The 13,470-nt window shown below is 39.5% G+C and carries 13 protein-coding genes; all 13 read right to left on the bottom strand.

Annotation, left to right across the window (positions count from 1 at the left end; genetic code table 11):
* Window positions 1–20 precede the first annotated feature (20 nt).
* Window positions 21–518 (bottom strand): DUF2059 domain-containing protein, encoded by a 498-nt coding sequence (locus tag GQR39_RS03230; protein WP_010554687.1) that lies wholly within the window; start codon window positions 516–518, stop codon window positions 21–23.
* A gap of 130 nt (window positions 519–648) precedes the next feature.
* On the bottom strand, window positions 649–981 hold the full coding sequence (locus GQR39_RS03225) for a Na+/H+ antiporter subunit G (RefSeq protein WP_007585525.1): 333 nt from the start codon (window positions 979–981) through the stop codon (window positions 649–651).
* A 9-nt stretch (window positions 982–990) separates the two neighbouring features.
* The gene (locus tag GQR39_RS03220; RefSeq protein WP_007378493.1) at window positions 991–1,260 is read right to left on the bottom strand and encodes a K+/H+ antiporter subunit F; all 270 of its coding nucleotides are present in this window, start codon (window positions 1,258–1,260) and stop codon (window positions 991–993) included.
* Window positions 1,254–1,790 carry a Na+/H+ antiporter subunit E gene (locus GQR39_RS03215; RefSeq protein ID WP_007585523.1) on the bottom strand — a complete coding sequence of 179 codons (537 nt, stop codon included), beginning with the start codon at window positions 1,788–1,790 and terminating at the stop codon, window positions 1,254–1,256. The genes GQR39_RS03220 and GQR39_RS03215 overlap by 7 nt, the downstream gene beginning before the upstream one ends.
* The gene (locus GQR39_RS03210; protein ID WP_010554686.1) at window positions 1,790–3,307 is read right to left on the bottom strand and encodes a monovalent cation/H+ antiporter subunit D; all 1,518 of its coding nucleotides are present in this window, start codon (window positions 3,305–3,307) and stop codon (window positions 1,790–1,792) included. The genes GQR39_RS03215 and GQR39_RS03210 overlap by 1 nt, the downstream gene beginning before the upstream one ends.
* A complete protein-coding gene (locus tag GQR39_RS03205; protein ID WP_010554685.1) occupies window positions 3,304–3,657 on the bottom strand; it encodes a Na+/H+ antiporter subunit C in 354 nt (117 codons plus the stop codon). The genes GQR39_RS03210 and GQR39_RS03205 overlap by 4 nt, the downstream gene beginning before the upstream one ends.
* On the bottom strand, window positions 3,657–6,449 hold the full coding sequence (locus tag GQR39_RS03200; RefSeq protein ID WP_033012429.1) for a monovalent cation/H+ antiporter subunit A: 2,793 nt from the start codon (window positions 6,447–6,449) through the stop codon (window positions 3,657–3,659). The genes GQR39_RS03205 and GQR39_RS03200 overlap by 1 nt, the downstream gene beginning before the upstream one ends.
* Window positions 6,450–6,664: 215 nt before the next feature.
* A complete protein-coding gene (locus GQR39_RS03195) occupies window positions 6,665–7,840 on the bottom strand; it encodes a hypothetical protein (RefSeq protein ID WP_165734801.1) in 1,176 nt (391 codons plus the stop codon).
* Entirely contained in the window at window positions 7,827–8,705 is an 879-nt protein-coding gene (gene nlpI, locus GQR39_RS03190) for a lipoprotein NlpI (RefSeq protein ID WP_165734800.1), read from the bottom strand. The genes GQR39_RS03195 and nlpI overlap by 14 nt, the downstream gene beginning before the upstream one ends.
* Before the next feature lie 141 nt (window positions 8,706–8,846).
* Window positions 8,847–10,973: a polyribonucleotide nucleotidyltransferase gene (gene pnp / locus GQR39_RS03185; RefSeq protein ID WP_007585511.1), complete on the bottom strand. Its 2,127-nt coding sequence runs from the start codon at window positions 10,971–10,973 to the stop codon at window positions 8,847–8,849.
* Between the two features lie 620 nt (window positions 10,974–11,593).
* On the bottom strand, window positions 11,594–11,863 hold the full coding sequence (gene rpsO, locus GQR39_RS03180; RefSeq protein WP_007585509.1) for a 30S ribosomal protein S15: 270 nt from the start codon (window positions 11,861–11,863) through the stop codon (window positions 11,594–11,596).
* A gap of 154 nt (window positions 11,864–12,017) precedes the next feature.
* Window positions 12,018–12,977 (bottom strand): tRNA pseudouridine(55) synthase TruB, encoded by a 960-nt coding sequence (truB, locus tag GQR39_RS03175; RefSeq protein ID WP_007585508.1) that lies wholly within the window; start codon window positions 12,975–12,977, stop codon window positions 12,018–12,020.
* A complete protein-coding gene (rbfA, locus tag GQR39_RS03170) occupies window positions 12,961–13,446 on the bottom strand; it encodes a 30S ribosome-binding factor RbfA (protein ID WP_007585506.1) in 486 nt (161 codons plus the stop codon). The genes truB and rbfA overlap by 17 nt, the downstream gene beginning before the upstream one ends.
* Window positions 13,447–13,470: the final 24 nt, after the last annotated feature.

Raw genomic sequence — 13,470 nt, 5'->3', positions numbered from 1 at the left:
AATACCAAACATGCGCTGCCCTAGTTTGATTCGCTACGGCTTTGCTCTAATTCGTCGCTTAGTTGCTGCGCTAAAGTTTGTATTTTAGGCATAGCATCTTTCATTAAGCTTTGTGACATTTGCATAGACTCTTGCATCACAACAGGCATTTTTTCAAGTATTTTTTGCCCTGTATCTGTTTTATAAAACGCTAACATATCGGCAATTTCTTGCTCACTAAAATGTTTGTCGTACACGCTAATCATCATCGGCTGCATTTTGGCCCAGCTCATTTCGGTTTTTAATACCGTCGTCATGTCGCTGTAGTATTTATCAAAAATTGCCTGTTCAGAAGGCTTAACGCCCATTTGATCTGACATGCCTTTCATCATACCTTCAACCTGGCCGTACATAGAGTCAACCATTGAATCTAAATTCATTACACTAATAAGTTCATCTATTTTTTGCTGCTTAGTATTTTGTTCAGCATACAAACTACTAGAAAAAATCAGTAATGATAAAAGTAGTACCTTACCCATAATAATATCCTTTCATATAAATAATCGTTTTATAGTTACATTATTAATTAGTCTTGTAAAGGGTACAAGCAGTCACTAAAAAGGCCGAATAAAATGAATTTATTCGGCCTTTTATAAATATATTTTTATGTTAATCGTCTTCTACATTATCTAGGCCTTTAGTGCCTTCTTTGGCTTTTAGCTTATGATGAATAGCTGACTTTATTAGCATGTAACCACTAATCGGTGCCGTAATTAGTAAAAATATAGTAATGAGTATTTCTTTAACACTTAGGCCATGTCCTGAATTTGCAAAATAAACCATAGCTGCAATTAGCATACTTGCCATGCCCAACGTTGTTGCTTTAGTTGGCCCATGCAAACGCATAAAAAAGTCAGGTAGTTTAACTAAGCCTATTGAGCCAATTAAAATAAACGTACCACCAAATAACAATAATATTGATACAACCCATTCGCTGATCATGTTTTCACCTTATTCAATTATATCGCCACGTAATAAATACTTACACACTGCAACTGTACTTATGAAACCTAGCATGGCAATAAGCAGTGCAGCTTCAAAATAAAGCCCTGTATCCATACTAATGCTATATAAAATAATCAGTGCAATGACGTTAATGTACATTGTATCGAGCGCTAAAACACGATCAGGCACTGATGGACCAATGATCAATCGCCATAAATTAAGCAATAATGATAAGCCAATCATCGAAAAAACAATGAGTAATACGGTGTCTAACATTGAAATATCTCCTTTAGTGGAGCTTCGTAGCGTTGTTTTATTTGTTTGATAAGTGCTTCTTCATCTTTAAGGTCAAGCACATGTATTAATAAGTAGCGTTGTGTTGGCTCTTCACCCTCAGGTAACGATTCAGCAATTGGGTAAACCTCTGCACTCACTGTACCGGGTGTAAGCGATACACTACTGGCCAATATGGTAATTGGCATATCATGAGTTAAATCTATCGGTACTTTTATAAATGCCGGACGCAAATTTTTAGATGGCCCAAGTATAAGTAAAGCCACTTGTAAATTTGCTACGACAATATCGTACAGCACAATAAGCAACTGCTTAAGAGCCAAGCCCGGCTTTAAAATTAGTGGCTGAGGCTCGCGAAGCGAAAAACTTAATATTGGGATAAGTATTGCAAAAATAGTCGCTAATACTAAGTGCCCTACCGACACGCTATTATTTAACAATAGCCAAACCATAAACAAAAATAAGCTACGAAATGGCGTTGGTAACCAACGAAAACGGGCTTGTAATCTCATCACATGCCTCCTTTAAGTACAGCATTAATACCGCCGCTTATATCATGTAACTGAGTAGCAGCACCTAGCATGTATTCACTTATTGGTCCGCCAAAAATAACGAGCAATGGCGAACACGCAAGTAAACCTATAATTACAATTACCTGCAACGGGTGTGCATTTGCACAATCTGCGTTTTCGCTATTTTTACTTTTATGCTCCCAAAACAAGGTCGTGCCAGCACGCGAAAGCGCTACCAACAACGCAAAGCTTGTTACTAAATATACAGGCCAAAATAGTAAAGCTTGCTCACTATTTAATGTGGCTTTAAGTATCCAAATTTTACCTACAAAGCCTGATAGTGGCGGCATACCAACTACAGTTAAAGCTGCAACAATAAAGCACACACCTAATAAAAATGGTTGTTTAACAGAGCGACCCGCTACTAGCCTATCACCAACTTTACCGCGCTGGATTGAAACTAAGTCTGCTAGTAAAAACAGTGCGGCACTAACAAGTGTTGAATGCACTAAATAATATAAAAGTGCAGCAGTGGCATTTACATTTTGCAATGCAATTAGCGCAACCAACGTACCTACCGATACTAATACTAAGTTAGAGGTGAGTTTACGTAAGTCTTGCGCTGCCATAACGCCAATGGCACCCACTATAATGGTGGCAATTGCTAAGCCCCAAAGCCAAGGCTGCGCCATATGTTCAAGCGCTCCTGCTTGTTCGCCAAATATCACCGTGTAAACACGAAGCATGGCGTAAACGCCTACTTTGGTCATAATCGCAAACAATGCTGCAACTACAGGTTTAGCGCTTGAATACGTATTTGGAAGCCATAAATGCAGAGGTAATAGTGCGGCCTTTAAAGCAAATACAATTAATAGTAATAAACCACCTGCTTTTGCTAGGTATACATCATCGCCCGAAAGCTGTGATACTTTTTGCGCCATATCTGCAATATTAAGCGTACCAAGTACACCGTACAAAATACCCAAACCGATTAAAAATACGCTTGAGCCAACTAAATTTAATATTACATATTGCAGTGCCGCACGAGTGTTTTGTTTATCACCTGCATGCATTAACAGTGCATATGATGCAATCAGTAACACTTCAAAAAATACAAATAGGTTAAATAAATCGCCAGTTAAAAACGCGCCATTTACACCCAATATTAAAAAATGAACAAGTGGATGATAAAAGCTGCCCTTTTCATCATCGCCAGCACTACCATATAAAATAGCGCCCAAACCTAAAAGTGAAGTTAACGTAACCAATAAGGTAGATAACATGTCAGCGACTAAGACTATCCCAAATGGTGCAGACCAACTACCAATAGCGTAAACATTAATACCTGTATTATTAATATGTACAAGTAAAAGCACACTAATGGCAAAAGTAGCTATTGCCATTACAATTGAAACTAAGCGGCGAATTTTGACGCTTTTACCACATGGCGGCAGCAATAAAATAACTGCCGTCAACATAGGTAATAAAATAGGTAGCGAAGCTAAATGTTGGATCATTTTTGCTCCTTATTATCTGCAGAGGTGTTAGGCACATAACCATCAACATGGTCACTACCTAAATCGGCGCGCCCACGTATTGCCAAAATAACCACAAATGCGGTCATCGCAAAACCAATCACTATTGCAGTTAGTACTAATGCTTGAGGTAGAGGATCGGCGTATTCTGTGCCAGTACCAAGTACTACCGCTTTATTAATAGTAAGGCGACCTGCTGAAAACAAAAATAAGTTAACAGCGTATGAAATCATAGTAAGCCCAAGTACTACAGGGAACGTACGAGCTCTTAGCAGTAAAAACACACCGCAACTGACCAATACTCCAACGCAAGATGCGTACAATAATTCCATTAAATATTTACCTCTTTTTTCTGGGTATCTGCTGTCATATTACCTAAGCTTGCTAAAATCATTAACGTAGCGCCTACAACAGTTAAGTAAACACCTAGGTCAAATGCAATCGCGCTGGCAAGCTCTGTTTTACCGACAAACGGAATATCAAAGTAGTCAAACCAAGTTGTTAAAAATGGCTTATCGAAGAACCAACTACCCACACCTGTAAACAAAGAAATACCAATGCCTGAAGCTATAATTTTGCGATAATTAACATCAAAACGTTCGTTTATCCATGCTGTACCATGCGCCATGTATTGCAAAATAAACGCGATTGACGTTACCAGTCCTGCAATAAAGCCACCACCAGGTAAGTTATGCCCACGTAAGAAAATATATGCAGAAACTAATAACGCAAGCGGTAATAAACTTTGTGAAATACTCGCCAGTAATATTGGATGGCGCTCTCGTGCCCATGGGCGCCCTTCGCTGTCGCTTGCTGGCATAAATAATGGAATTCGAGAAAGTACTTTAAATATACCTAATGCGGCAATGCCTAATACGGTAATTTCACCAAGCGTATCAAAGCCCCTAAAGTCGACTAAAATAACGTTAACTACGTTAGTACCACCGCCACCAATTTTAGCGTTAGCAATAAAGAAGTCTGAGATTGAATCTAGCGGGCGTGTAAGTAATGCATAACAAATACTCGCGATAACTACACCTAACGTAGAGGCTATTGCTAAGTCTCGAAGTACGCGTAATGAACTTGATTCTTTTGGCGTATGCTGCGGCAAGAAAAACAATGCCAGCATAAGTAAAATAATAGTAACAACCTCAACAGTTAGCTGCGTAAGCGCTAAATCTGGAGCAGAAAAGCGTGTAAATACAACCGACACCATTAATCCTACAATTGAGAGCATTAATAGCGATACCATTCGAGAGCGATGCCAAATAACGGTGGCAAGAGCACCAATAATCAATAAGCCTGCACCAATTGCATTGTGCACATCAACAGGCGTAAGTGGCATGCTACCGGCAAGTTGTTGCATTTCAAATAATGGCCAACCCGCACACAGTAATACCACCGCTAACATAATTACAAGATAGCGCTGTAGCGATCCATTTTCGATACTGCTTACCTTTGACTGACACCAAGCAATAACGCTTAATATCACACGTTCAAACGTTTTTTTAGCGTTTAGAGGTGGTAATGATGCTTGAAACTGAAATAGATATTTACGATTAATATAAATAAATAAGCCGCCAGCAATCGCCATCGCACTCATTAGTAGAGGCAAGTTAAACCCATGCCAGATAGCCAATTCGTACACTGGCATTTCTTTTCCAAGTACAGCTAAAGACGCCGCAGATAAAATGCCATCAATTGTAAAGTGCGGGAACATACCCACTAACAAACAAATCACAACGAGTATTTCTATTGGTACACGCATATAGCGCGGTGGCTCATGCGGCGTACGAGGTAAATCAATTGGTTCACCATTAAAAAACACGTCATGAATAAAGCGTGCTGAGTACGCAACAGCTAATGCACCTGCAACAGTTGCCAGTACTGGAATTAACCACGACATAGAACCAAGCACTTGCTGGTGTAGCGTTTCTGCAAAAAACATTTCTTTAGACAAGAAGCCATTTAGTAAAGGAACTCCTGCCATTGCAGCCGCCGCGACCATCGCAAGCGTTGCAGTGTATGGTAAGTATCGCCACATACCATTTAATTTACGCATATCGCGCGTGCCCGTTTCGTGATCAATAATACCAACGGCCATAAATAACGACGCTTTAAACGTTGCATGGTTAATTATATGAAAAATAGCAGCAACAGTCGCAAGCTCAGTATCAAGTCCGAGTAATAGCGTTATTAAACCCAAATGGCTTATTGTTGAATAGGCTAACAAGCCTTTTAAGTCGTGTTTGAATAGTGCTATATAAGCGCCAAACAACAGCGTAGCTAAACCCGTTAACCCAACGAGCAAGAACCAAGTATCGGTGCCTGCCAAAGCAGGATGAAAACGTGCTAACAAAAATATACCGGCTTTTACCATCGTCGCAGAATGTAAATACGCGCTTACTGGCGTAGGCGCTGCCATTGCATGAGGAAGCCAAAAGTGAAATGGAAATTGTGCCGATTTAGTAAACGCACCCAGTAGCACCAATACCAATGCTACTTCGTATAAATCATGAGATTGAATTATTGCTTTACTCGCTAGAATAACATCTAGGTCGTAACTACCAACAATATCACCTAATAGCATCAATCCAGCAAGTAACGCTAAGCCGCCCGCGCCTGTTACAGCAAGCGCCATACGTGCGCCTTTTCGCGCTTCTGATTTATGCCACCAAAAACTAATTAATAAAAATGAGCTGATGCTCGTTAATTCCCAAAACAACCACAGTTGAATGACGTTGTTAGACATAACAATACCAAGCATTGCAGTCATAAATAGCATTAAGTAACTATATAGCTTAGCCATTGAGTCATTAGCGCTTAGGTAGTAACGGGTGTAGAGGATAACGAGCAAGCCTATGCCTAAAATCATAAACATAAACAATAAACTGAGGCCGTCTAACCGCAGAGACAAATCGAGTCCTATTGACGGGATCCAAGCTAAAGAATAACGAATGGTTTCGCCCGCTAAAACGGCAGGTGCATGGTATAGAGTAATCCCCAAAGCCGTCAAAGGCGCAAGAGCCGTTAAACTAGTGCTTAAATTGCGGGATAACTTACCTGTGCATGCAGAAATAACACTGCCAATTAAGGATAACAAGGGTATCCAGAGCAAAGTCATAATGTAGGGCCTTTTATTATCATAAGTTTATCAGGGCATCTCTTTTTAATACTAAGTGATGCTTTTACTGCCTGTTTTTAAACGACATTAATGACTATAGTTATACTGAAAAACACTGATTTTGTCTATAAAAAGCGGTTCTGTATGGGTGTTTTTTAAACAAGAACTAACAATTTATTAAGCCTAAAAAAACAATTAATTAATACTGATAATTGTTAATTTAATATGGCCTTATTTGCAAATGTAAGCGCGCCAGGGTGACGATGAAAGTTACCATTGGTCATATCTAAATGTTTCAACCAAAGTTGTCTATACTGCGCTGAGAGCCCTAACTGCTGATATTGCATAATAGACCAATTTTCACTAGGTTTATAAGCAATACCCCCTACCTGGCAACTCTTTGCTTTATGCCAACCTGTTGGCGGCAACTCACCATGAGAAATAAATAAATTAGGTGCAACAAAATCCGTTTTTGCACACAACCATGCTTGCTTAGTTTTAGGCAAAGCGTATTCATCTTCAAAACCGTTAAAATGCATCAGCTCATGCAAAAATATACTGTATTTTGCTTTTGAGTTTATTAGCATTGTTCCCTTCGTGACATTAGCCGTTCCATCTTTAGGCATCATCACTATAAAATCAAAATTGTTAGGAAGCTGGCTATTAAGTTTAGATGATTGCCAGTCACACTTTGCTATTTGACTAGTACTACTTTTACACTCAAGCATACCCGCAACGTAAACGGGTTTTGAAAAGCAAAAAATATTTTCACGGGGCTCTGGTTGTTTATTATAAGCATTAATAAACTCTGTAAGTTTATATAAGCCACTGCGATGATCGCTCATAGTCAGCACGTTAAACATACATTGCTTATTAGTTTTGCTTATATTTCTTAAAGATGAAAAACCAAGATCATGAATAAACGCGGTAGATATTTTACTCTGTGGTATTTTTAGCTGAAGTTTTAGATGATTTAGCACATCCCCTGCTGGTAATTTGTTTTTACTAGCGAGTAACTCTAAATCGCTCCAACGTGATTGCTCAAGTAACTTTGTTGCTAATATTTTACGCTCTGGGATTGTTAAGTCATTTATAGCGGAGAGCCAAAATTGTTTTGCAGTATCACTCTGACTGCTTTTAATAAGCTTAAGAGAATACATATATTGTGCTGAGGAAATTTTACTGCGAGCGAGTATAGCTAAAGAGGTCTTTGGTAACTGCTCTAGGTGATCAGAAAAATAAGCTGGTGAATTCCAATAACTTTGTAGAACATTGGCTTTTGTATTTAAAACATGCCAAAAGCCAATAGCGCCAAAGTGATTACTCGAGCCTGTAATTAACAAACAACATAGTAATACACCTATTAATTTAAAACGCTTAACTTGCGTCAACACCTTCCATCAACTCAAGCTCTAATCGCGCATATTTGTATTCAATAAACTCGTGTACATTGGTTGCTAACGCAAGCCTAAAATAATCAGATGCTAAATACAGCTCACCCGCTGCTTGATGCATTTTGGCTAAGTAAAAATAAGCTTCGCATAAACGCTGCGCATATTCTTGCTCAGTCCTAACACCATCACTAATGCCTGATAAAAATGCATGTTCACTCATATCACCCGTATAAAGAGAGATTAACTGATACGCCCATTGCGAATCATCAAGCGCAGTCGCATTTTGTTTAAGGGCATCAAGTGCGATTACTTTATCCTCGTGTGCCTGGGCTAAATAAACCCATAAAACACGGTACGGATCTTTAGGAGAACGGGCTAAAAACTCGTTAAAGTCATTTTTAGCAAGGCCAGCTCTATCGCCGTAATAAAGGGCTATACCTCTATTTAAATAAGCATATTCATGCTCTTCATCAAGCTCAAGAGCTGAATCAAAAAACTCATAGGCTTTTTCGTACTGCTGCATAAGCGTATGTTGAATACCTAAAAAATTATATACTTCAGCTAAATCAGGCTTAAGTTTTACTGCGCGGTTAAAATCAATACGCGAAAGAGTGGTCATACCTAGACTATCGAAAAGTACACCACGGTCGTAATAAAGCTTAGCTTGTTGCTCTTCGCTTAAGTCAGCCCTATTCAATAACTCCGAGTAGCGTGCAATAGCAATTTCACTTCTAAAGTCAGAGGCTAAAGGTGCAGTAAATGGCACATTAACAATCGGGGTTGGTTCTGAATCTGTTGTAGTTTGGCAAGCGCTTAAAGACAAAATAGCAAAAGATGCCAAAGCTAAATGTTTGAGTATCATTAAAATCCTTAATACCAAGATATATCGCGATTAATATAAGACAGACCTTGTCCAATAAGGTTTCATTAAAGCATAAAAAAAGGGGCTAAACAGCCCCTTTTTTATCATCTAGCTAATATAACTAGATTAATAAGTTAACAATTACGCGTCAGTTGGCGCGTCAGCTGCAGGTGCTGCTGATTCCATTGCTTCTTTAATACTTAGACGTACACGGCCTTGGCGATCTACTTCTAGTACTTTAACTTTAACTTCTTGACCTTCAGAAAGGTGATCAGCCACGTTATTAACGCGCTCAGTACTAATTTGAGAAATATGTACTAGACCATCTTTACCAGGAAGAATGTTTACAAACGCACCGAAATCAACAATACGTACAACTTTACCTTCGTAGATAGTACCTACTTCAAGTTCAGCTGTTAATTGCTCAATACGGCTAATTGCATTAGCTGCACTTTCGCCATCTGTAGCGGCAATTTTAATTGTACCGTCGTCACCGATTTCAATCGTTGTACCAGTTTCTTCAGTAAGCTGACGAATAGTTGCGCCACCTTTACCGATAACTTCAGCGATTTTCTTCTGTGGGATTTTCATTGTGTATATGCGAGGAGCAAACATTGATAGCTCTTCAGAAGGAGCAGAAATTGCTTCGTCCATCACTTCTAAGATATGTAAACGTGCAGCTTTTGCTTGTTTAAGCGCAATTTGCATGATTTCTTGAGTGATACCTTCGATTTTGATATCCATTTGAAGTGCAGTGATACCTGCAGCTGTACCAGCAACTTTAAAGTCCATGTCACCTAAGTGATCTTCATCACCTAAGATGTCAGAAAGAACAACGAATTTATCGTCTTCTTTAACTAGACCCATCGCAATACCAGCAACAGACGCTTTAATTGGTACACCGGCATTCATAAGTGCAAGTGAAGTACCACATACAGAAGCCATTGAAGATGAACCGTTTGATTCAGTGATTTCAGATACTACACGGATTGAATATGGGAATTCAGTCAATGTTGGCATTACAGCAGCAATACCACGCTTAGCAAGGTTACCATGGCCGATTTCACGACGCTTAGGAGAACCAACAAAACCAGTTTCACCTACACAGAATGGAGGGAAGTTGTAGTTAAGCATAAAGTGGTTTTTATGAGTACCAGTTAAATCGTCGATTAACTGTGAATCACGTTCTGTACCAAGTGTAGCTGTTACTAACGCTTGAGTTTCGCCACGAGTAAAGATAGCAGAACCGTGAGTACGCGGTAATACGCCAGTCATTACATCTAGTGCACGAATCATATCTGGTTCACGACCATCGATACGTTTTTCGCCAGAAGCGATACGGCCACGAACGATTTTCTTCTCAAGTGAACCGAATATTTTACCAATTTCTTGCTTATCTAAAGACTCGCCTTCAGCAAGTTCAGCTGTTAACACTGCAACAACTTCATCTTTAGCTACGCCAAGTGCTTCTTTACGCGCTACTTTATCAGTGATTAAGTAAGCTGCGCCTACTTTATCAGCAGCAATTGCTGCAACTTTATCTTCTAGTGCAACGTTTTTAGCTGGTGCAGTCCAATCCCAAGTAGGCTTGCCTGCTTCTGCTTTAAATTCTTCGATTGCAGTGATGATCGCTTGAGATTGCTCATGACCATATACAACAGCGCCAAGCATTACGTCTTCTGCAAGTACGTTAGCTTCTGATTCAACCATAAGTACAGCTTTATCAGTACCGGCTACCACTAAATCAAGTTGGCTTTCTTCAAGCTCTTTTAATGTAGGGTTAAGTACATATTCGCCGTTGATGTAACCAACGCGAGATGCACCAATTGGACCACTGAACGGGATACCAGAGATAGCAAGTGCTGCTGAAGTACCAATCATCGCAACCATATCAGGTTGGATTTCAGGGTTAACAGAAACAACAGTAGCAATAACTTGTACTTCGTTTACAAAACCGCTTGGGAAAAGTGGACGAATTGGACGGTCAATAAGACGTGCAATAAGTGTTTCGCCATCGTTAGGACGACCTTCACGCTTTAAGAAACCACCTGGGATACGACCAGCAGCGTACATACGCTCTTGGTAGTTAACTGTTAGTGGGAAAAAGTCTTGGCCAGGTTGTGCTTCACGCTTACCAACAACAGTTACTAAAACTGAAGTGTCGCCAATGCTTGCAAGTACAGCGCCGTCTGCTTGACGAGCGATTGCACCAGTTTCTAGAGTCACTGTATGTTGACCTAGTTTGAATTCTTTAATAATTGCTTGCACTTAAAATATTCCTTAAATGTATTCTAATAAGTTGTCATCAAAGTACCAATTACAGTACATAATTGTATTCAGTTGGAAATCAATTAAGTACTACAATTGGCAATGATGTGAATAAGCGTAGATAAACCTTTTTACCTACGCGCATAGTATATACCAAAGCTGCTTCAAAATGCGAGTCTAGGGTGTGTTGATCTTTGTGGATTGAAATTTGTTCAATCTAGGGTCGATTTAATCACGGCGCGAGATTTGTAACCTAGTGGGCTAAGTAAAAATCGAGCAACAAAGAGTTAATCGCCCCTAGGATGAACCCGCAGGGCAGCGCATGTTTGGCATTTATGCTGCGTTATCGCCTATTTATGGGGAATAACCACACTACATAGGCGCTGCCTTGCCTAAAGACCAAACATACAGCTGCAAAATTAATCACGAAAGGTCAACACACACTAGCTACTAGATTTAAACTGGGCTAATTAGCGGGTAAATACAACAGCTATTGGTAGGCTATGAAATGGGGGTTTTATATTATAATTCAATAGGTTTAAGAATTTTCTTAATTTGGAAACACAAATTTCAGGCACAAAAAAAGGAGCTAAAAAGCTCCTTTTTCTATAATCTAGTTCTTAGCGACGTAGGCCAAGTTCTTTGATTAACGCAGTATAACTAGTGATGTCTTTACCTTTAAGGTAATCAAGTAGTTTACGGCGAGTGCTTACTTTACGAAGCAGACCACGACGTGAGTGGAAGTCATGCTTGTGATCAGCAAAGTGACCTTGAAGCTTGTTGATGTCAAAAGTAAGTAATGCTACTTGTACTTCTGATGAACCTGTATCGCCTTCTGCACGTGCAAATTTAGCAATGATATCGATTTTTTCTTGATTGCTTAGTGACATAGTAACTCCAAAAAATTAAATTTAAAAGGTGTCTTAGCCGATCACTAATTCAGCCAAAACGATTAAGCGGGCGTATTCTACCAACTGTAGGAATAACTACAAGCTAATTTTCCCCAACTACAACTAATAAGCCACCGTTAGGCACATTAGTTGCTTATTCAGGCTTCACGTAATCGTCTTGCTGACTAGCAAGACCACGTTTAACCTTTAAATGACCGTTTGAGTTACGCTCACCAGTACCAATAAATATATTATCCGCAACAACTTTAATTGCACCATCAGGTAAAGCGATTGATAATTCTACAGCTTGCCCGTGACTAAAAATTCCCCCTTGTTCTTTTGTAATTTCAACAACGGGTAAATCAGTTAAAGCAGTATCAATTGGTAGCAATAGCGAGTCTAAATAAGTTGAAGGCGCAAGCTCTTCTTCTTTCGCTTTAGCAAGCAACGCTTCAATCTCATCAAGCGAGACCATTTTATCTGCCGGATACTGACCAACAGCGGTTCTGTGGAGCATAATAACGTGTGCGCCACAGCCTAGGTTTTCGCCTAAATCATCAACGATTGTACGAATGTAGGTCCCTTTAGATACATGGGCCGTCATTTGTAATACGTTGCTTTGTTCATCAAATTCGTCAAACGATAAGCTAAACACGTTTATTTTTCTGCATTTACGAGGAACTTCAATACCTTCGCGCGCGTACTTATATAACGGTCTACCTTGGTACTTAAGAGCTGAGTACATTGACGGATATTGTTCAGACTCACCAACAAAAGCAGCTATTTCTTTTGTTAGCTGTTCACGTGTAACGTTCACATCTTTAGTGCTAACAATTTCGCCATCAGAATCTGATGTTGTTGTACGCTCACCCAGTTGTGCACGAACGATATAGGTTTTATCTGTATCGAGTAAAAACTGCGTAAACTTAGTCGCTTCACCAAAACAAATTGGCAGCATACCTGTGGCAAGTGGATCTAAAGCACCTGTGTGCCCAGCTTTTTGCGCAAAATAAACACTTTTTGCTTGCTGTAATGCTTTATTTGATGAAATGCCTTCAGGTTTGTTTAACAACAAAATACCGTCAACTGCACGGCCTTTACTGCGCTTTGCCATCTGTATCAGTGCCTTCTTCGCTATCTGTATCGTCTACGTGATCAGTACCTTCTTCGCTATCTGAAACATCAGCAGCATCAACACTTTCTACGTCTTCATCTACATGCTTTGCGTTATCTTCGCGGATAATAGAATCCACTAAATTAGAAATACGCATACCTTCCATTAATGAGTTATCAACTACAAACTTTAACTCAGGCATTATACGTGCACGGATACGCTTACCAAGTAACGAGCGAATATAGCCCGTTGCTTCATTAAGTACTTTTGCGCTTTGCTTTGCTGCGTCTTCATCTTGTGTGTTAAACACAGTAATGAAAATTTTGGCATAAGATAAATCGCGCGATACTTCTACCGCTGACACTGTCACCATACCTAAGCGTGGATCTTTAATTTCGCGTTGTAAAATTACAGCAATCTCTTTTTGGATTTGCTGTGCAACACGATCAGTGCGAGAAAATTCTCTCATTATACTTGTCCTAAAATAATAACT

The sequence above is a fragment of the Pseudoalteromonas sp. C8 genome, assembly GCF_011378685.1.
Taxonomy (GTDB): Bacteria; Pseudomonadota; Gammaproteobacteria; order Enterobacterales; family Alteromonadaceae; genus Pseudoalteromonas; species Pseudoalteromonas arctica.
This window is presented reverse-complemented; position numbering and strand designations above follow the sequence as displayed.

Bases quoted from the DNA above. Each gene is read 5' to 3' on its own strand.
- GQR39_RS03230 (WP_010554687.1), bottom strand. From the start codon at position 518: ATGGGTAAGGTACTACTTTTATCATTACTGATTTTTTCTAGTAGTTTG.
- GQR39_RS03225 (WP_007585525.1), bottom strand. From the start codon at position 981: ATGATCAGCGAATGGGTTGTATCAATATTATTGTTATTTGGTGGTACG.
- GQR39_RS03220 (WP_007378493.1), bottom strand. From the start codon at position 1,260: ATGTTAGACACCGTATTACTCATTGTTTTTTCGATGATTGGCTTATCA.
- GQR39_RS03215 (WP_007585523.1), bottom strand. From the start codon at position 1,790: ATGAGATTACAAGCCCGTTTTCGTTGGTTACCAACGCCATTTCGTAGC.
- GQR39_RS03210 (WP_010554686.1), bottom strand. From the start codon at position 3,307: ATGATCCAACATTTAGCTTCGCTACCTATTTTATTACCTATGTTGACG.
- GQR39_RS03205 (WP_010554685.1), bottom strand. From the start codon at position 3,657: ATGGAATTATTGTACGCATCTTGCGTTGGAGTATTGGTCAGTTGCGGT.
- GQR39_RS03200 (WP_033012429.1), bottom strand. From the start codon at position 6,449: ATGACTTTGCTCTGGATACCCTTGTTATCCTTAATTGGCAGTGTTATT.
- nlpI (WP_165734800.1), bottom strand. From the start codon at position 8,705: ATGATACTCAAACATTTAGCTTTGGCATCTTTTGCTATTTTGTCTTTA.
- rpsO (WP_007585509.1), bottom strand. From the start codon at position 11,863: ATGTCACTAAGCAATCAAGAAAAAATCGATATCATTGCTAAATTTGCA.
- truB (WP_007585508.1), bottom strand. From the start codon at position 12,977: ATGGCAAAGCGCAGTAAAGGCCGTGCAGTTGACGGTATTTTGTTGTTA.
- rbfA (WP_007585506.1), bottom strand. From the start codon at position 13,446: ATGAGAGAATTTTCTCGCACTGATCGTGTTGCACAGCAAATCCAAAAA.